Here is an 18,412-nt window from a genome sequence, read left to right as displayed (position 1 = left end):
CCTCCGGGCATGAGGGAGGGGCCGCACCCCGGAGGGTGCGGCCCCCGATCTCGCGGGGTGTCGGCTAGCCGACGCCCTTGGCGAGGGAGCCCAGCAGGTCGCGGTTGAGCTGGGAGATGGTGTCCAGCGGGATGCCCTTGGGGCAGACCGCCGCGCACTCACCGATGTTGGTGCAGCCGCCGAAGTCCTCTTCGTCGTGCTGGCTGATCATGTTGACCACGCGGGAGGCCCGCTCCGGCTGCCCCTGCGGGAGCATGCCGAGGTGGGTGACCTTGGCGGCCGTGAACAGCATGCCGGAGGCGTTCGGGCAGGCCGCCACGCAGGCGCCGCAGCCGATGCAGGTCGCGGCGTCGAACGCGCGGTCGGCGTCCGGCTTGGGGATCGGGTTGGCGTGGGCGTCCGGGGCGGTACCCGTCGGGGCGCTGATGTAGCCGCCCGCCTGGATGATCCGGTCGAAGGCGCCGCGGTCCACGACCAGGTCCTTGATGACCGGGAACGCCTTGGCCCGCCACGGCTCCACGGTGATGGTGTCGCCGTCCTTGAAGCTGCGCATGTGCAGCTGGCAGGTGGTGGTGACCTCCGGGCCGTGGGCCTCGCCGTCGATCACGACGCCACAGGCACCACAGATGCCCTCGCGGCAGTCGTGGTCGAACGCGACCGGGTCCTCGTCCTCCAGCGTGAGCTTCTCGTTGAGGACGTCGAGCATCTCCAGGAACGACATGTCCGGGGAGACGTCCGTGAGCTTGTAGGTGACCAGCCGGCCCTGGTCGTCACGGCCCTTCTGGCGCCAAACGCGCAGGCTGATGTTCACTTGTAGCTCCGCTGCTTCATCTCGACGTACTCGTACTCCAGGGCTTCCTTGCGGAGCACGGGCTTGTTGCCGTCCCCACCGAACTCCCAGGCCGCGACGTAGGCGAACTCGTCGTCGTGACGCAGCGCCTCACCGTCCTCGGTCTGGCTCTCGGCGCGGAAGTGCCCGCCGCAGGACTCCCGGCGGTGCAGGGCGTCGATGCACATGAGCTCGCCCAGCTCCAGGAAGTCGGCGACGCGGCCGGCCTTCTCCAGGGCCTGGTTGAGCTCGTCGTTGGTGCCGAGCACCTTGACGTCGCGCCAGAACTCCTCGCGCAGGTTGCGGATGAGCTCGATGGCCTTGGTGAGGCCCTCCTCGCTGCGCTCCATGCCGCAGTACTCCCACATGATGTGGCCGAGCTCCTTGTGGAAGGAGTCGACGGTGCGGGAGCCCTGGAGGGACAGGAACGTGTCGATCCGGGAGGTGACCTGCTCCTTGGCCGCGACGGCCTCGGGGTGCGACTCGTCGATCTTCTCGAACGGGCCGTCCGCCAGGTAGTCGTTGATGGTGTTGGGCAGGACGAAGTAGCCGTCGGCCAGACCCTGCATCAGCGCGCTGGCGCCCAGGCGGTTGGCGCCGTGGTCGGAGAAGTTGGCCTCTCCGGTCACGAACAGGCCCGGGATGGTGCTCTGCAGGTCGTAGTCGACCCACAGGCCGCCCATGGTGTAGTGGACGGCCGGGTAGATGCGCATCGGAACCTCGTACGGGTTCTCGCCGGTGATGCGCTGGTACATGTCGAACAGGTTGCCGTACTTGGCCTCGACGGCCGCCCGTCCCATGCGCTGGATCGCGTCGGCGAAGTCCAGGTACACGCCCAGCCCGCCGGGGCCGACGCCGCGGCCCTCGTCGCAGACGTTCTTGGCGGCGCGGGAGGCGATGTCACGCGGCACCAGGTTGCCGAAGGACGGGTAGATGCGCTCCAGGTAGTAGTCGCGCTCGCCCTCGGGGATCTGGCGGGGGTCGCGGGTGTCCCCGTGCTCCTTGGGCACCCAGATGCGGCCGTCGTTGCGCAGCGACTCGCTCATCAGGGTCAGCTTGGACTGGTAGTCGCCGCTGACCGGGATGCAGGTGGGGTGGATCTGCGTGTAGCAGGGGTTGGCGAAGAGCGCGCCCTTGCGGTGCGCGCGCCAGCCGGCGGTGACGTTGCAGCCCATCGCGTTGGTCGACAGGAAGAACACGTTGCCGTAGCCGCCGGTGGCCAGCACGACCGCGTCCGCGAAGTGCGTCTCGATCTCGCCGGTGACCATGTCGCGGGCGATGATGCCGCGGGCCTTGCCGTCCACCACGATCAGTTCGAGCATCTCGTGGCGGGTGTTCATCTGGACGGTGCCGGCCGCGATCTGCCGCTCCAGCGCCTGGTAGGCGCCGATCAGCAGCTGCTGGCCCGTCTGGCCGCGGGCGTAGAAGGTGCGGGAGACCTGCACGCCGCCGAAGGAGCGGTTGTCGAGCAGGCCGCCGTACTCGCGCGCGAAGGGGACGCCCTGGGCCACGCACTGGTCGATGATCTCGACGCTGGTCTGGGCCAGGCGGTACACGTTCGACTCGCGGGAGCGGAAGTCGCCGCCCTTGACGGTGTCGTAGAACAGCCGGTAGATGCTGTCGCCGTCGTTGCGGTAGTTCTTGGCCGCGTTGATGCCGCCCTGCGCCGCGATGGAGTGGGCCCGGCGCGGGCTGTCCTGGTAGCAGAACGAGGTGACGTTGTAGCCCGCCTCGCCCAGGGTCGCGGCCGCGGAGGCGCCGGCCAGGCCGGTGCCGACGATGATCACGGAGAGCTTGCGCCGGTTCGCGGGGTTGACCAGCTTGGCGGAGAAACGGCGCTTGTCCCAGCGCTCGTTGATCGGCCCCTCGGGGGCCTTCTCGTCGCGGATCGGTTCGCCGACGACGAAGTAGTCGGTGTCAGACATTACTTACTCACCAGTCCAAAGGTGACCGCCAGGGGCGGGAGCAGGAAGCCGATGGTCACGATCAGCGAGATGGCCACGGCCACCGCGTTGATCTTGCCCTGGCGGGACGCCTTGTTCGCGCCGAGCGTGGCCATGGCACTCCAGATGCCGTGCCGGAGGTGGAAGCCGACGGCGATGACGGCGGCGATGTAGAACAGGGTGATGTACCAGAACTCGGGCTGGAACCCGTTCACGAGCCGCTCGTAGGGGCTGTCGGACTTGCCGCCGGGCGCGATGGCGTTGACGGTCAGGTGCAGGATGTGGAAGACCACGAAGAGCGCGATGAGGATGCCGCCGTACCGCATGGTGTACGAGGCGTAGGTGCGCTGGACGCGCTTCTTCACCTGGTAGCGGTTCTGCCGGGCGCGGCCGGCGCGGCGCCACAGGATGACGACCGCGTAGATGTGGATCAGGACGCTCGCCAACAGGACGATGCGCGCGATCCAGAGGAAGCCGGACTCGGGCAGGAGCGGGTAGCCCAGCTCGCGCAGGCCGTGCGCGTAGCCGTCGAACGCCGCCTGGCCCGAGAAGACTTTCAGGTTGCCGTACATGTGCGCGATCAAATACAGCACGAGGATCGCCCCGGTGACAGCCATTGCTGACTTGAGTGCCACCGTGGACCCGTAGGCCGTAGACCGCTTCTTGGTCAAGGTACTGTTCGCCACAGCCTGCCACTTTAAATTCGAGTTAAGTCCGACGTCTAAGGCATCAGGACTCTGGCCTCCATAGCCGTAGGCTATGGATCATGCAGTTCCAACAGCTCGCCTACTTCGTCGCCGTCGCCCGCACACGCCATTTCACCCGCGCAGCCGAGCTTTCACGCGTCGCCCAGCCGAGCTTGAGCAAACAGATCCGCAGCCTTGAGAGGGAGTTGGGCGCGCCGTTATTCAGTCGTGCCCGGGGAAATATCACACTCACTCCGGCCGGTGAGGCGCTGCTTCCGCTGGCCCAGCGCATCCTGACGGACCTGGAGACGGCCCGGCGCGAGGTGGCCGAATTGGCGGGGGTGCGCCGGGGCCGGGTCCGCCTGGGGGCCACGCCGTCGCTGTGCGCAGGGCTGCTGGCGGACGTGCTCGCCGACTTCCACACCCGCTACCCGGGGATCGAGCTGAACGTGGAGGAGAGCGGGTCCCGCGACCTCATCCGCAACCTGGGCCGGGGCGAGCTGGACCTGGCGCTGATCATCCTGCCCCTGCAGAGCAGCGACCCGGACCTGTCCACCATCCCGATCCTGCGGGAGAACCTGGTGGTGGCCAGCCCGATGGCGCGGCCCTCCCCCACCGGTCGGGCGTCGATCCGGATCACGGAGCTGCGGGACCGGCCGCTGGTGATGTTCCGGCGGGGGTACGACGTGCGCGAGGCGACGCTGCGGGCCTGCCGGGCGGCGGGGTTCGAGCCGGAGCTGGCGGTGGAGGGCGGCGAGATGGACGCCGTGCTGCGGTTCGTGGAGGCGGGGCTGGGCCTGGCGGTGGTGCCGAGCATGGTGCTCAAGAACCGCCCGGGCCTGCGGGGGACGCCGCTGGCCCGGCCGCGGCTGCTGCGGACGGTGGCGCTGGCGCGGCGCAAGGACGTGGACCCCTCGCACTCGGCGGACGCGTTCCGCCGCCACCTCAACGAGTACCTGCTGGGGATGTCGCAGCAGGAGCTGGGCCCGGACCTGGAGGTGCTCATCACGGACCCGGAGGCGGGCGGCCCGGAAAGGGACGGGGGCTGACCCCTACCACTTCCGCCACTTCATCACCAAAAGAGTCGAACATCCCTAAGGGCGCTTTCTTTCTGTTTTTATGACATATGCATACAAAAAACAGAAAAAGAGTGACGCGTTTCACATCCATTTCTCCGGGGTTTCGTGGACCCTGAGATGTGACCGTCATCACAGCCACCTAACGTGGCGTGACAGAGCGGTTCCCTTCCGGCCACCCCGGGCCGGCCGGCACTCACCGGAGGCGCCACGGCGGGGACGCGGTCACCCCGCGGTCCGTCCCCCGACCGGGCCCTCCCACTGGAGGTGGAGACGACGGTGACCCCGCCCGAAGGCGCGACCCCCGCACGCGCCCGGATACGACTCCCGCAGCGCACCCTGCGCACCGACCGATGGTGGCTCGGCCCCCTGTTCACCACACTGGGCCTGGCCACCTTCGTCGTCTACGCGACCCTGCGGGTCTTCCAGCAAGACCACTACTGGGTCCAGGAGCACCACTACCTGACCCCGTTCTACTCACCCTGTCTGGCCGCCCAGTGCGCGCCCGACGCCGCACTGTTCGGGCGCCTGCCGGTGGAGTTCCCACCGCTGGTCCCCTACGCCCTGCTCAGCCTGCCGTTCCTGCTGCTGTTCCGGCTGACCTGCTACTACTACCGCAAGGCCTACTACCGCTCGATCTGGCAGGCGCCCACCGCCTGCGCCGTCCGGGAGCCGCACCGGTCCTACACCGGCGAGACCCGGCCGCTGATGCTCCCGCAGAACGCGCACCGGTACTTCTTCTACGTCGCCTTCGTGATCACCGCGATCAACACCTGGGACATGATCGTCCCGTTCTTCCACGGGACGGACGGCGGCTTCGGCATCGGCCTGGGCAACGTGATCATGGTCGTCAACGTGCTGATGCTGTGGGGCTACACGCTCAGCTGCCACTCCTGCCGCCACGTCATGGGCGGCCGCCTGCGCAGCTTCGGCCGCCACCCGGTCCGCTACCGCCTGTGGACGGGCATCTCCCGGCTCAACGACCGGCACATGTACTTCGGCTGGGCGAGCATCGCCACCCTCATCGCCACCGACGCCTACGTGGCGCTCATGGCGAGCGGCGTCATCTCCGACCTGCGCTTCCTCAACTGAATCCCTCTGGGCACGAGGCCGACCCGGAAAGGCACACGATGGCTCCTCCGAGAGCACCCGGCGTGACCCGCCACACCTATGACGTGGTCGTGATCGGCGCGGGCGGCGCTGGACTGCGCGCCGCGATCGCCGCCCGCGAACAGGGCATGCGCACCGCCGTCATCTCCAAATCGCTGTTCGGCAAGGCGCACACGGTGATGGCCGAGGGCGGCGCCGCGGCCGCCCTGGGCAACGCCAACCCCGCCGACGAGTGGCGGGTCCACTTCCGCGACACCATCCGCGGCGGCAAGTTCCTCAACGACCCCCGCATGGCCGAGCTGCACGCGCGCGAGGCCCCCGACCGCATCCTGGAGCTGGAGTACTGGGGCGCGCTGTTCGACCGGACCCCCGACGGCCGGATCAGCCAGCGCAACTTCGGCGGGCACGAGTACCCGCGCCTGGCGCACGTGGGCGACCGGACCGGGCTGGAGATGATCCGCACCCTCCAGCAGCGGATCGTGGCGCTCCAGCAGGCCGACGCCGCCGAGCTGGGCGACCCCGACGCGATGCTGCGGGTCTTCCCCGAGACCGCGGTCACCGAGCTGCTGCTGCACGACGGGGCGATCGCCGGGGCGTTCGGCTACCGCCGCGAGGACGGCGGGTTCGTCGTGTTCGAGGCGCCGGCGGTGGTGCTGGCCACCGGCGGCATCGGAAAGATGTTCCGGACCACCTCCAACTCCTGGGAGTACACCGGCGACGGCCACGCGCTGGCGCTGCGGGCCGGGGCGTCGCTCATCAACATGGAGTTCGTCCAGTTCCACCCCACCGGGATGGTCTGGCCGCCGTCGGTGCGGGGCATCCTCGTCACCGAGTCGGTGCGCGGCGACGGCGGGGTGCTGCGCAACTCCGAGGGCCGCCGCTTCATGTTCGACTACGTCCCCGACGTGTTCCGCGCCCAGTACGCGGAGACCGAGGAGGAGGCGGACGGCTGGTACGACGACCCGCAGAACCACCGCAGGCCGCCGGAGCTGCTGCCCCGCGACGAGGTGGCGCGGGCGATCAACAGCGAGGTCAAGGAGGGGCGGGGCTCCCCGCACGGCGGGGTGTTCCTGGACGTGTCCACCCGGCTGCCCGCCGAGGAGATCCGCCGCCGCCTGCCGTCCATGCACCACCAGTTCAAGGAGCTGGCGGACGTGGACATCACCGCCGAGCCGATGGAGGTGGGCCCCACCTGCCACTACGTGATGGGCGGGGTGCGGGTGGAGGCCGAGACGGCCGCCTCCGACGTGCCGGGGCTGTTCGCGGCCGGCGAGGTGGCGGGCGGCATGCACGGCTCCAACCGGCTGGGCGGCAACTCGCTGTCGGACCTGCTGGTGTTCGGCCGCCGGGCCGGGCAGGGCGCGGCCGGATACGTCGCCGGGCTGGCCGGGCGCGCGCCCTACGAGAGCGTGGAGGACCGGGTGTCCGCGGCCGCCGAGCACGCGCTGGCGTTCCTCAAGCAGGGCACCGGGGAGAACCCGTACACGCTCCACTCCGACCTCCAGGACACCATGAACGACCTGGTCGGGATCATCCGGCGCGGGCCGGAACTGGCTGAGGCGCTGGAGCGGCTGGACGGCCTGCTGGAGCGCTCCGCGGGGCTGAGCGCCCCCGGCGACCGCGTGTACAACCCCGGCTGGCACCTGGCCATGTCGCTGCCCAACATGCTGGTGGTGTCCCGGGCGATCGCCGCGGCGGCGCTGGAACGCGAGGAGTCGCGCGGCGGGCACACCCGCGACGACTTCCCCGAGATGTCGCCGCAGTGGCGGCGGATCAACCTGGAGGTCCGGACCGACGGCGGCGACCTGGTGACGGTGGAGCACCGTCCGGTGCCCGACATCCCCGAGGGCCTGATGTCCGTGTTCGACCCGGACGAGCTGGCCAAGTACCTGACCAAGGAGGAGCTGCCCGAGGCGGCCGACGACGTGAACGAGGAGGAGCGGGCATGAGCGAGCGGTTGTTCCGGGTCTGGCGCGGCGGGGCCGACGGGGAGCTGTCGGAGTACCGGGTGGAGGTGAACGAGGGCGAGGTGGTGCTGGACGTGCTGCACCGGCTCCAGGCCACCCAGGCCCCCGACCTGGCGGTGCGCTGGAACTGCAAGGCGGGCAAGTGCGGCTCGTGCTCGATGGAGATCAACGGGATGCCGCGGCTGTCGTGCATGACGCGGATGAGCGTGTTCACCGAGGACGAGACGGTCACGGTGACGCCGCTGCGCACCTTCCCGGTGATCCGGGACCTGGTGTGCGACGTGTCGTTCAACTACGACAAGGCGCGGGAGATCCCGTCCTTCACCCCGGACCCGGCGACGGCGCCGGGGGACTTCCGGATGGCGCAGGTCGACGTGGAGCGGTCGCAGGAGTTCCGCAAGTGCATCGAGTGCTTCCTGTGCAACAGCGTCTGCCACGTGATCCGCGACCACGAGGAGAACCAGCCGCACTTCTCCGGCCCGCGCTTCCTGATGCGGGTGGCCGAGCTGGAGATGCACCCGGAGGACACCGCCGACCGGCGGGCGATCGCCCAGGACGAGTTCGGGCTGGGCTACTGCAACATCACCAAGTGCTGCACGGAGGTGTGCCCGGAGGGCATCCACATCACCGACAACGCGCTCATCCCGATGAAGGAGCGCGTCGCGGACCGCAAGTACGACCCGCTGGTGTGGCTGGGGTCCAAGATCGGGGTCCGCCCCAAGGACACCCCGATCGCGCCCAACATCCGCCGCCCGGCGAACGACTGAGCCGGGCCGGGGCGCGGGGCAGGGGCGTGAGGCCGCCGACCCCGCGCCCCGGTGGCCGCGTCCCGGCCCCGGTGGTCGCGGCCGCGGCGGCCGTCGACATCCGCGCCCTGGTGGCCGCGTTCCGGTGGCTGCGGCCACCGATGCCCAGAGGCCGGGGGGTGAGGCCGCCGGTCCCGCGCTCCGGTAGCCGTGCCGACGGCTACGGCTGCGGCCGGCCCAGGGTGCGGGGCATGAGAGCGCCGATTCCGCGTCCCGGTGGCCGCGTCCCGGCCCCGGTGGCCGCGGCCGCCAGGGCCCAGGGGCCAGTACTTTGAGGCCGATGCTCAGGGGCCGGGGCATGAGGCCGCCGATCCGGTGTCCCGGTCCCGCGTCCCGGTCGCGGCGGCTGCGGCCGCAGGGGGCCGGGGGCAGGTGCTCAGAGGTCGGCGGCCATGAGTTGCATTCCCCAACATGAATATTCACTGTAGAGAATATGACCTACGGGGAACATGCCTGCCTGGAATGGGTGCCTATGAGCTTTGGGCGAGGAAAACAACCGATCATCCGCTTGATGGCGAATCTCGACTTTTCCCCGGCGGGGCGGCACACTGTGCCCCCTCGAACGGGTTGAGGGCGGGGACGCATGGCGGACGACCACAGTCTCAAGCGGCACGTCGGCGGCGGGGCCGCCCGGGTGCTGGGCACGGCGATCCGGGAGCGCCTCCCGGAGTTCGACGTGGAGGGCTACGCCGCCGAGGTGGCGGCCCGGGTCGGCCCGCTGGAGCTCAAGGACCGGGTGATGGTGATGGCCGAGGGCCTGCGCGCCCGGCTGCCCGCCGCCTATCCCGAGGCCGTCGGGGTGCTCGTGGACTCCCTGGGCGAGGACCTGGTGGACGGCGCCGGGATGTACGCGCAGGGGTTCCACCTGATGGCGGTGGCCCGGTTCGTGGAGGAGTACGGGGTGGCCCACCCCGAGGCGTCGCTGCCCGCCCTGGTGGAGATCACCCGGCGGCACACCTCCGAGTTCGCGGTGCGGCCCTACCTGGTGCACCACCGGGAGGCGGCGCTGAAGCTGATGCACGCCTGCGCGACCGACCCCGACCCCAACGTGCGGCGGTTCGCCAGCGAGGGGCTGCGGCCCCGGCTGCCGTGGGCGCGGCGGCTGCCGGAGTTCGTCGCCGACCCGGAACCGGTGCTGGAGGTCCTGGAGATCCTGCGCAACGACCCGTCGGCGTACGTGCGCACCTCGGTCGCCAACAACCTCAACGACATCTCGCGCGACCACCCCGGCCGGGTCCTGGACCTGGCCGAACGCTGGTCGCGGGAGAGCCCGACCCCCGAGACCGCCTGGACCGTCCGGCACGCGCTGCGCACCCTGGTCAAGAAGGGCGATCCGCGGGCGCTGGCGCTGCTGGGCGCGACCGGCGGCGACCGCGTGGGCACCGAGGGCCTGTCCCTGTCCCCCGCCGCGCTGGACCTGGGCGGCGAACTCCGGATGCGGGTGGAGCTGGTCAACAACGACGACCGCCCGCACACGGTCATCGTGGACTACCGGGTGCACTACGTGAAGGCCGACGGCACCCGCCGCCCCAAGGTGTTCAAGTGGACCACCGTGGAGCTGTGCGGGGGCGAGCGGCGCACGCTGGAGAAGCGGCACCGGGTGAAGCCGATCAGCACCCGCACCCACCACGGCGGCGAGCACCTGGTGGAGGTGCAGGTCAACGGGGTGATCAAGGCGGCCGCCCCGTTCGAGCTGCGGGTCTGAGGCCGGGCCGGGCCCGGTTGAAGGCCGCGGGCCCGGGCCGGATGCCGCGGGCTCTGTGGCCTCGGCCCGGGCCGGATGCCGCGGGCTCTGGGACCTCGGCCCGGGCCGGATGCCGTGGGCCCGGTGGCCTCGGACCCGGCTAGAAGCCGCGGGCCGCCCAGTCGTCGAGGTGCGCGGCCGCCTCGGCGATGGTGGTCGACGCCCCGTGCCCGGGGTGGACGACCGTCTCCCCCGGCAGCACCGCCAGGTGGTCGCGGATGGACGCGATGATGGTCGGGAAGTCCGACAGCGGCTGTCCGGTGGCGCCCGGCCCGTCCGGGAAGAGCGTGTCCCCGGTGAACACCGAGCCCAGGGCGGGCGCGTACAGGCTCACCCCGCCGGGCGTGTGCCCGGGGGTGTGCAGGATCTGGAGCTCGACCCCGCCGACCTGGAGGGCCTCGCCGTGCAGCAGCGGGGCGTCCGGCTCCTGGTCGGGGTGCACCCGGTGCCACAGGTCGGCGTCGTCGGGGTGCAGCAGGACCGGGCTGTCGGTGAGCTCGGCCAGCGCCACCGCCGCGTTGATGTGGTCGGTGTGGCCGTGGGTGCACACGATCGCCATGAGCTCCCGGTCGCCCAGGCCGCGGGCGATGGCCCGGTGGTCGTGGGCGGCGTCGATGACGATCGCGCTCTCCTCGTCACCGACGATCCAGACGTTGTTCTCGACCGCGGACTCGGCGCCCTCCAGGCTGACCACCCCCGAGGTGCGCAGGTGTACGACCGGGTACGTGCCGCTCATCGAAAGCCTCCACCGCCTGACGTCCACTGCCCGTTCCGACGCTTCCGAGCCTATCCCGAGCAGGCCCCGGCCACACGTGTTCGCGGACGGGGCGGCCGCGGGGACAGGGCGCGGGGGCAAGGCGCGGGGAGCCGGGGGTCAGGCCGTGATGCCGGGCTCGAAGTTGCGGCGCAGGGCGTAGGGCTGGATGAGGCCCAGCCCGTGGGCGTGCCGCGCCCGCACCTTGACCACCTGGAGCCCCTCGGCCTCGCCCAGGCTGCGGGCCAGCTCCTCGTCGATGAGGACGGTGCCGGGTCTGGCGAAGGAGGTGAGGCGGCTGGACCGGTTAACGGTGGTGCCGAACACGTCGCCGTGCAGGGTGAGCACCGGACCGGAGGACAGGCCCACCCGCACGTCGGGCACCTCCACGTGGGTCTTGACCCCCGAGGCCAGGCGCAGCGCGATGTCGGCCGCCTTGACCGGGTCGTCGGCCACGTAGAGCACCTCGTCGCCCAGGGTCTTGACGACCCGGCCGCCGCCCGAGGCGACGATGTCGGCGGCGGTGGCCTCGAAGCCCTCCACCACCTCGGCCAGCTCCACCTCGTCGAGTTCGCGGCTGAGGGTGGTGAAGGAGACCAGGTCCGCGAACCCGACGATGAGCGGGTAGTAGTTGGGCACCCCGTCGACGCCGTTGGACATCACGGCCAGGGTGCGGGCGGTGGAGGCGGCGAGCTGGCGGCGCCAGATGTGCAGCAGCAGCCGCTCCACGTCGGGCAGCAGCTCCTTGACCTGGTTCATCAGGGGGGCGGCGCCCTCGACGCCCTCCCCCTCGCGGAACAGCAGGGTGCTGAGGATGCTGGTCTGCCAGTCGGCCAGCCGCGCCATGGTCTGGCCCATGGCGCGGGCGAAGCGGACCACCGCCTCCTCGTCGAGGACGTCCTCGTCCAGCAGCCCGGTGGCCAGGCGCAGGGCCTCGACGTCGCTCTCGGTGAAGATGACGGTGTCGTCGCTCTGTGTGGGAAAGCCCAGGGCACGCCAGATCCGACCGGCGAGCTCGGGGTCGGCCGCGGCCAGCTCGATCGCCTGCTCCCTGGTGTAGACCGCCTCACCGCCCAGGAGAGCGGTCTCGATCACTTTCGGGTCAGGACGCGACGACATACGTTCTCTTTCACGGAACCGTCCCCGCCCGTGCGGGGAGCGAGTACTGGGGGCCACCGCGTCGGCGCCGCGGGGTCCACCTCCAGCTTACGCCGGAGACCGCCGCCGCTCCGGGCGGCCGTCACCGGGGGTCGGAGGAGGACTCCGGTCGGTGCGCGTCGTTGACCCGCTTGTAGATCTCCGACTGGAACCACTCCGGTCTGGGGACCTTCTTGAGGGTGATGGCCTCCTGCTCGGAGGCCGACTGCACCGTCAACGTCCCGTACCTCATGATGCGTTCCCACACCGACATGCTGAAGGCGACGTCGTTGACCCGGGTGAGCGGCATGTCCCGGCCCTGCCGGGAGATGAGGCCGTCGCGTGTCATCAGACGGCGGTTGGAGAGGATGTAGACGGTGGTGGACCAGCGCAGCAGGGGGATGAGCCAGAATGCCAGCGCGGCGATCAGGGCGAGGACCCCGACCACCCCGGCGGCGATGGGCGCCCACTCCTCCTGCCAGGGCAGGAACCACAGCGCCGCCGCGGTGGCGGCGACGATGAGCACCAGGGCCGTGAACTCCTCGATGAGGACGGTCCAGTGCTGGCGGACGACGTGGACGAGTTCCTCGTCGTCGGAGAGATAGCGGTCCGCGATAGCCATGGTTGGATCATGACATAGGGCGGTACCGCCCAGAAAGGCCGTGTCCGCGGCCTGTGGACGACGCCGCGGCGACGTTCCCCGGAACGCTCTCCACCGTGACCCGGACGCGCCCTCAGCGGGCGGGCCGCACGTGCACGACGTCGCCCACGCTCAGGGCCCGTTCCCCCGCGGGGCCGTCGACCACCAGCCGCCCCTCGGCGTCGATCGCGGTCACGACGCCCTCCAGGGCCTGGTCGCCGGGCAGGTGGACCCGGACCCGGCGGCCCAGGGTGGTGCAGACGTCGCGGTAGACCTCGGCCAGGCCGCTGGCCTCGGCGTCGCCGCCGGCCGCCGCCCACAGCGTGTACAGCTCCTCGAACTCGCCGAGCAGGGACGCCAGCAGCACCCCCCGGTCGACCTCGGTGGCGCCCTCCCCGCGGAGCGAGACCGCGGTGTCCACGGGCAGCTCGTCGGGGCCCTGGGAGACGTTGAGCCCGATGCCGACGACCACGGCCGCCTCGCCCGAGGAGAAGTCCACCTCGGCGAGGATCCCGGCGAGCTTGCCGTCGCCGCTCCCCGGGTCGGCCCGGAAGGCCGCGGGCACCAGCAGGTCGTTGGGCCACTTCAGGGCCGCCTTGACCCCGGTGGTGCGCCGCACGGCGCCGACCGCGGCCACGCCCATCAGCGCCGACAGCCAGCCCAGCCGGGCGGGCTCCACCGCCGGGCGCAGCAGCAGGGACACCGTGAGCGCGGCGCGCGGCGGGGTGGTGAAGCCCCGCCCCATCCGGCCCCGGCCCGCGCTCTGGTGCTCGGCCACCAGCACGCTCCCGTGCGGCGCCCCGGCCCGCCCGCGGGCGGCCAGCTCGGTGTTGGTGGACCCGGCCTCGGGCACCACCTCGATCCGCTCCCACATCCCCCCGGGGCGGATGAGCGCGGCGTTGAGCGCCGCCACGTCGAGCGGCGGTCGCAAAAAGTCCTCGGATCCGGCCATGCCCCCATTACAGCAGCGCCACGGCGGTTCCGCGCCCGGCGCCGCGCCCCGGCCTGTGGTGAGGGCCGGGGCGCGGGCGTGTGTCGGGCGGCGGGGTCAGCCGGTGTTCTGGAGGCCGGCGGCGACGCCGTTGACGGAGAGCAGCAGGAGGCGCTCCAGGTGCTGCTGGTCCTCGGGTGAGAGGGTCGCGGCGTCCTCCGAGCGCAGCGCCTCCAGGGCGCGCAGCTGGAGGTGGGACAGCGCGTCCACGTAGGGGTTGCGCAGGTCCACGGCGCGCGAGAGCACGCGGCGGGTCTCCAGCAGGCGGGAGTGGCCGGTCACCCGCAGCACCAGGTCGCGGGTGAGGTCGTACTCGGCCAGGACCCGCTCGCTCATCTCCGGGCGGTCGCCCAGGGCGAGGTAGCGCTCGGCGATGGTGCGGTCGGTCTTGGCCAGGCTCATCTCCGCGTTGTCCAGCAGCGACGCGAACATGGGCCACTCGCGGTAGGCGTCCTGGAGCAGCGACAGGTCGGACACGGCCGCCAGTCCGGTGCCCAGCCCGTACCAGCCGGGCAGGTTGACCCGGGTCTGGGTCCAGGCGAACACCCAGGGGATGGCGCGCAGGTCGCCCAGGCCGCGGGCGGCGCCGCGGCGGGCCGGGCGCGAGCCCAGGCGCAGCTCGCCGAGTTCCTCCAGCGGGCTGACCCGGGAGAACCAGGCGGCGAACCCGTCGGCGTTGATGAGGTCGAGGTAGGCCCGCTGGGCGGCGGCCGCGATGGTGTCGGCGTGCGGCCGGTACTTGAGGGCGGCGGAGCGCTCGCGTTCCTGGACCTCGTCGGTGGAGGCCATGAGGACGGCGTGGCCGACCTGTTCGATGTGCCGCCGGGCCAGGTCGGCCTGGCCGTAGCGGGCGAAGATGACCTCGCCCTGCTCGGTGACCTTGAACCGGCCGTCGACCGAGCCGGGCGCCTGGGCGAGCAGGGCGCGGCTGGCCGGGCCGCCGCCGCGGCCCAGGGAGCCGCCGCGGCCGTGGAACAGGGTGAGGCGCACGTCGTGGCGGCGGGCCCAGGCGGCCAGCCGGGCCTGGGCGTCGTACAGCCGCAGGGTGGCGCTGACCGGGCCGACGTCCTTGGCGGAGTCGCTGTAGCCGAGCATGACCTCGACGCGGCGGCCGCTCTGCTCCAGGCGCTTCTGCATCTGCGGGAGTTCGAGCATGCCGTCCAGGACCCCGGGTGAGGCGTCCAGGTCGGCGCCGGTCTCGAAGAGCGGGATGACGTCCAGGACGGGGCGGCGGTCGGCGGGCAGCGCGTACTCGGCCAGCTCGTGGACGGCGGCGATGTCGTCGGCGGAGCGGGTGAAGCTGACGATGTAGCGGCGGCAGGCCTCGACGCCGAACCGCTCCTGGATCCAGGAGACGACCCGGATGGTGTCCAGGACCTCGCGGGTGCGGTCGGTGAGCTTGCCGTCGGCGCCGTGTTCGCGCAGCTCGGCCAGGGCGGCGGCGTGCACCTCGCTGTGCTGGCGGATCTCCAGCTCGGCGAGGTGGAACCCGAAGGTCTCGGCCTGCCAGATGAGGTGCTGGAGCTCGCCGTAGGCCTGCCGGTTCGCCCCGGCGGCGGCCAGGGACTCCTGGACGGTGCGCAGGTCGGCGAGGAAGGCCTCGGCGTTCGGGTAGGCCAGGTCGGCGTCGCGTTCGCGGGTGGCGCGCAGCCGGGCGGTGGCGTACAGCAGGAACTGGCGGTGCGGCTCGTTGGGCGAGCGCTCGGAGATCTCCGCCAGCAGCGAGGGCTGTCCGGCGCGGGCGGAGGAGAGCGAGTCGAGCAGCGCCGGGGAGCCGGGGGTGAGGTTGCCGTAGGCGGTGAGGGTGCGGGCGATCCGGTCGCAGGCGCTCTCCAGGCCGCGCAGCACGTGCTCGGACTGGATGCGCACCGCCTCGCGGGTCACCTCGTGGGTGACGAAGGGGTTGCCGTCGCGGTCGCCGCCGATCCAGGTGCCGTAGCGGACGAACGGCACGGCCCGGGGCGGGCGGACGCCGGTGCCCTCGGGGTCCAGGGCCCGGTCCAGGGACCGGTAGACGTGCGGGATGACGGAGAAGATGGTCTCGTCGAAGGCGGCCAGGGCGGTGCGCACCTCGTCGAGCGGGTCGAGCCGGGTGTAGCGCAGCTGGGAGGTGCGCCAGAGCAGGTCGACCTCCTCCAGGAGGCGGCGGTGCGCCTCGGCGGCCTCGGTGCTGCCCTCGTGGGAGCCGTGCCAGGCGTCGAGCTGGGCGCTGATCCGCAGGATGGAGGTGGAGACGGCGCGGCGGCGGGCCTCGGTGGGGTGGGCGGTGAGCACGGGGTGGAACTCCATGCCCGCGACCAGCGCGTCGAGGTGCTCCTCGCCCCCGGCGCCCTCGCGGACGGCGCGGACGGCCGCGGCGAGGGATTCGCGGGGCGGGTTGTCGGCGTCGTCGCGCTCGCGCAGGGTGCGCATGCGCTGGTGCTCCTCGGCCAGGTTGGCGAGGTGGAAGTAGACGGTGAAGGCGCGTGCGACCTGCTTGGCGCGTTCGAGGGGCCAGGCGGCCACCAGTGCGGTGATCTCCTCGCCGGTGACGGAACCGTCGCGGGCGCCGATGACCGCGTGGCGGAGTTTTTCGACATCGGCGAGCAGATCCTCGCCGCCGCTCTCCTTGAGCACGGTTCCGAGCATCTCACCGAGCAGCTTGACGTCATTCCTGAGCTGTTCGGGCACTTCCTGGCGCGCGCTGGCGCGCTCTGCGCTTACCGCTGTCATAAGGCAGAGACTACAGAGAACGTTTCTCGCGGAGCGTTCTCGGGGGCGCATTTCCGAGCTTTTGCCGCGGCGTTAACAATTGTTCCGAAAGGGCGCGAAATTCACAGCCGCTCACGTTCGCGGGGTGCGCGCGGGGTGCGCGCGGGGTGGGAACGACCCGTGATCGGGTTCGCCGGGGCCGTCCCGGCGGGCGGATGTTACTGATCAGTAACCGGAGGGCGCGTCGCCGCCGCCGGGCCGCCCGGAGTTAACCTGCGTAGTTATGGCCACCGAAGCCCCTGAACCACTGTCCGCGGACGAGATCGACATCCACACCACCGCGGGCAAGCTCGCCGACCTGCAGCGACGACGCTACGAGGCGGTGCACGCGGGATCCGCGCGCGCCGTCGAGAAACAGCACGCCAAGGGCAAGATGACCGCCCGCGAACGCATCGACGCCCTGCTCGACCCCGGGTCGTTCGTCGAGCTCGACGCCCTGGCCCGCCACCGGTCCACCAACTTCGGACTGGAGGCCAACCGGCCCTACGGGGACGGGGTCGTCACCGGCTACGGAACCGTCGACGGCAGGCCCGTCGCCGTGTTCAGCCAGGACGTCACCGTCTTCGGCGGATCGCTCGGCGAGGTCTACGGTGAGAAGATCTGTAAGGTCCTCGACCACGCCCTCACCAACGGGTGCCCCGTCATCGGCATCAACGAGGGCGGCGGCGCGCGCATCCAGGAGGGCGTCGTCTCCCTGGGCCTGTACGCCGAGATCTTCAAACGCAACACCCACGCCTCCGGCGTCATCCCCCAGATCTCCGTGATCATGGGCGCCGCCGCCGGCGGACACGTCTACTCCCCCGCCCTCACCGACTTCATCGTGATGGTCGACGAGACCTCGCAGATGTTCATCACCGGCCCCGACGTCATCAAGACCGTCACCGGCGAGGACGTCTCCATGGAGGAGCTCGGCGGGGCGCGCACCCACAACACCAGGTCGGGCGTCGCCCACTACATGGGCGCCGACGAGCAGGACGCCCTCGACTACGTCAAGGCCCTGCTGTCCCACCTGCCCGGCAACAACCTGGAGGACGCCCCCGTCCTGGCCCCCGAGGAGGACCCCGGCGAGGAGGTCAACGACGCCGACCTGGCGCTGGACACCTTCGTCCCCGACTCGGCCAACCAGCCCTACGACATCCGGACCGTCATCGAGACCGTCCTGGACGACGGGGACTTCCTGGAGGTCCACGCCCTGTTCGCCACGAACATGGTGGTCGGCTTCGGCCGGGTGGACGGGCGCTCCGTCGGCATCATCGCCAACCAGCCCATGAGCCTGGCCGGCTGCCTGGACATCGACGCGTCCGTCAAGGCCGCCCGGTTCGTGCGCACCTGCGACGCCTTCAACATCCCGGTGCTGACCTTCGTGGACGTGCCCGGGTTCCTGCCCGGCACCGACCAGGAGTGGGACGGCATCATCCGCCACGGCGCCAAGCTGCTCTACGCGTACGCCGAGGCCACCGTCCCGCTGATCACCGTGATCACCCGCAAGGCGTTCGGCGGCGCCTACGACGTCATGGGCTCCAAGCACCTGGGCGCCGACATCAACCTCGCCTGGCCCACCGCGCAGATCGCCGTCATGGGCGCCCAGGGCGCGGTGAACATCCTGCACCGGCGCACGCTGGCGGCCGCCGACGACGTGGAGGCGGAGCGGACCCGCCTGATCGGCGAGTACGAGGACACCCTCCTGAACCCGTACTCGGCGGCCGAGCGGGGGTATGTGGACGGGGTGATCCTGCCGTCGGAGACCCGGGTCCAGATCACCAAGGCCCTGCGCGCGCTGGCGAACAAGCGCACGCAGCTGCCGCCCAAGAAGCACGGGAACATCCCGCTGTGAGCGCGCAGAACACACCGAGCACGCGGAGCGCGCAGGGGGCGCAGGGCGCGCAGCCGCACCTGGTCGTCGTCCGCGGCGAGCCCACCGCCGAGGAGATCGCCGCCCTCACCGCGGTGCTCGCCGCCCGTGCGGCCGCGGCGCGCG

General features: G+C 71.4%; 15 protein-coding genes. 7 read left to right on the top strand and 8 right to left on the bottom strand.

From position 1 onward, the window contains the following. Positions 1-64: 64 nt before the first annotated feature. From ACJOT3_RS19535 to ACJOT3_RS19525, 3 genes are read right to left on the bottom strand one after another with little or no spacing between them, the layout of a single operon-like run. Positions 65-811, bottom strand: coding sequence for a succinate dehydrogenase/fumarate reductase iron-sulfur subunit (locus ACJOT3_RS19535; RefSeq protein WP_406974294.1), 747 nt, complete (start codon positions 809-811; stop codon positions 65-67). Further along, positions 808-2,754, bottom strand: coding sequence for a fumarate reductase/succinate dehydrogenase flavoprotein subunit (locus ACJOT3_RS19530; RefSeq protein WP_406974293.1), 1,947 nt, complete (start codon positions 2,752-2,754; stop codon positions 808-810). The genes ACJOT3_RS19535 and ACJOT3_RS19530 overlap by 4 nt, the downstream gene beginning before the upstream one ends. Continuing rightward, on the bottom strand, positions 2,754-3,407 hold the full coding sequence (locus ACJOT3_RS19525; RefSeq protein WP_406974292.1) for a succinate dehydrogenase cytochrome b subunit: 654 nt from the start codon (positions 3,405-3,407) through the stop codon (positions 2,754-2,756). The genes ACJOT3_RS19530 and ACJOT3_RS19525 overlap by 1 nt, the downstream gene beginning before the upstream one ends. A 131-nt stretch (positions 3,408-3,538) precedes the next feature. On the opposite strand from ACJOT3_RS19525, the gene ACJOT3_RS19520 reads away from it, so the two are divergent. From ACJOT3_RS19520 to ACJOT3_RS19500, 5 genes are all read left to right on the top strand, one after another. Then, complete coding sequence (locus ACJOT3_RS19520) at positions 3,539-4,507, top strand: LysR family transcriptional regulator (RefSeq protein WP_406974291.1); 969 nt, start codon at positions 3,539-3,541, stop codon at positions 4,505-4,507. 294 nt (positions 4,508-4,801) lie between these two features. Then, positions 4,802-5,626 carry a succinate dehydrogenase subunit SdhC gene (gene sdhC / locus ACJOT3_RS19515; protein ID WP_406974290.1) on the top strand — a complete coding sequence of 275 codons (825 nt, stop codon included), beginning with the start codon at positions 4,802-4,804 and terminating at the stop codon, positions 5,624-5,626. Positions 5,627-5,664: 38 nt separating this feature from the next. After that, positions 5,665-7,593, top strand: a complete 1,929-nt coding sequence (locus tag ACJOT3_RS19510; RefSeq protein WP_406974289.1) for a fumarate reductase/succinate dehydrogenase flavoprotein subunit — start codon at positions 5,665-5,667, stop codon at positions 7,591-7,593. Further along, entirely contained in the window at positions 7,590-8,378 is a 789-nt protein-coding gene (locus ACJOT3_RS19505) for a succinate dehydrogenase/fumarate reductase iron-sulfur subunit (protein ID WP_406974288.1), read from the top strand. Before ACJOT3_RS19510 ends, ACJOT3_RS19505 begins: the two co-directional genes overlap by 4 nt. 622 nt (positions 8,379-9,000) lie before the next feature. Then, the gene (locus tag ACJOT3_RS19500; RefSeq protein WP_406974287.1) at positions 9,001-10,122 is read left to right on the top strand and encodes a DNA alkylation repair protein; all 1,122 of its coding nucleotides are present in this window, start codon (positions 9,001-9,003) and stop codon (positions 10,120-10,122) included. A gap of 139 nt (positions 10,123-10,261) precedes the next feature. On the opposite strand, the gene ACJOT3_RS19495 is transcribed toward ACJOT3_RS19500, so the two are convergent. From ACJOT3_RS19495 to ACJOT3_RS19475, 5 genes are all read right to left on the bottom strand, one after another. Next, positions 10,262-10,897, bottom strand: a complete 636-nt coding sequence (locus ACJOT3_RS19495; protein ID WP_406974286.1) for an MBL fold metallo-hydrolase — start codon at positions 10,895-10,897, stop codon at positions 10,262-10,264. A 138-nt stretch (positions 10,898-11,035) separates the two neighbouring features. Beyond that, positions 11,036-12,034, bottom strand: a complete 999-nt coding sequence (locus ACJOT3_RS19490) for an adenylate/guanylate cyclase domain-containing protein (RefSeq protein WP_406974285.1) — start codon at positions 12,032-12,034, stop codon at positions 11,036-11,038. Between the two features lie 121 nt (positions 12,035-12,155). Beyond that, entirely contained in the window at positions 12,156-12,674 is a 519-nt protein-coding gene (locus ACJOT3_RS19485) for a PH domain-containing protein (RefSeq protein ID WP_406974284.1), read from the bottom strand. A 112-nt stretch (positions 12,675-12,786) separates the two neighbouring features. Further along, complete coding sequence (locus ACJOT3_RS19480) at positions 12,787-13,644, bottom strand: biotin--[acetyl-CoA-carboxylase] ligase (RefSeq protein ID WP_406974283.1); 858 nt, start codon at positions 13,642-13,644, stop codon at positions 12,787-12,789. 96 nt (positions 13,645-13,740) lie between these two features. After that, entirely contained in the window at positions 13,741-16,311 is a 2,571-nt protein-coding gene (locus tag ACJOT3_RS19475; RefSeq protein WP_406974296.1) for a phosphoenolpyruvate carboxylase, read from the bottom strand. Between the two features lie 346 nt (positions 16,312-16,657). Here ACJOT3_RS19475 and ACJOT3_RS19470 point away from each other — a divergent pair, with 346 nt between their 5' ends. Together ACJOT3_RS19470 and ACJOT3_RS19465 are read left to right on the top strand one after the other, a co-directional pair. Further along, on the top strand, positions 16,658-18,268 hold the full coding sequence (locus ACJOT3_RS19470; protein ID WP_406974282.1) for an acyl-CoA carboxylase subunit beta: 1,611 nt from the start codon (positions 16,658-16,660) through the stop codon (positions 18,266-18,268). After that, positions 18,265-18,412, top strand: a 148-nt coding sequence (locus ACJOT3_RS19465) for an acyl-CoA carboxylase epsilon subunit (RefSeq protein ID WP_406974295.1), incomplete at its 3' end; no start/stop codon positions are given. The genes ACJOT3_RS19470 and ACJOT3_RS19465, both read left to right, overlap by 4 nt.

Origin of the sequence: Nocardiopsis protaetiae (assembly GCF_045446735.1) — a bacterium.
GTDB lineage: Bacteria > Actinomycetota > Actinomycetes > Streptosporangiales > Streptosporangiaceae > Nocardiopsis > Nocardiopsis protaetiae.
This window is presented reverse-complemented; position numbering and strand designations above follow the sequence as displayed.

Coding starts and splice junctions, on each gene's coding strand:
- ACJOT3_RS19505 (WP_406974288.1), top strand. CDS start 7,590: ATGAGCGAGCGGTTGTTCCGGGTCTGGCGCGGCGGGGCCGACGGGGAG.
- ACJOT3_RS19485 (WP_406974284.1), bottom strand. CDS start 12,674: ATGGCTATCGCGGACCGCTATCTCTCCGACGACGAGGAACTCGTCCAC.
- ACJOT3_RS19520 (WP_406974291.1), top strand. CDS start 3,539: ATGCAGTTCCAACAGCTCGCCTACTTCGTCGCCGTCGCCCGCACACGC.
- ACJOT3_RS19495 (WP_406974286.1), bottom strand. CDS start 10,897: ATGAGCGGCACGTACCCGGTCGTACACCTGCGCACCTCGGGGGTGGTC.
- ACJOT3_RS19470 (WP_406974282.1), top strand. CDS start 16,658: ATGGCCACCGAAGCCCCTGAACCACTGTCCGCGGACGAGATCGACATC.
- ACJOT3_RS19490 (WP_406974285.1), bottom strand. CDS start 12,034: ATGTCGTCGCGTCCTGACCCGAAAGTGATCGAGACCGCTCTCCTGGGC.
- ACJOT3_RS19480 (WP_406974283.1), bottom strand. CDS start 13,644: ATGGCCGGATCCGAGGACTTTTTGCGACCGCCGCTCGACGTGGCGGCG.
- ACJOT3_RS19475 (WP_406974296.1), bottom strand. CDS start 16,311: ATGCTCGGAACCGTGCTCAAGGAGAGCGGCGGCGAGGATCTGCTCGCC.
- ACJOT3_RS19510 (WP_406974289.1), top strand. CDS start 5,665: ATGGCTCCTCCGAGAGCACCCGGCGTGACCCGCCACACCTATGACGTG.
- ACJOT3_RS19500 (WP_406974287.1), top strand. CDS start 9,001: ATGGCGGACGACCACAGTCTCAAGCGGCACGTCGGCGGCGGGGCCGCC.
- ACJOT3_RS19530 (WP_406974293.1), bottom strand. CDS start 2,754: ATGTCTGACACCGACTACTTCGTCGTCGGCGAACCGATCCGCGACGAG.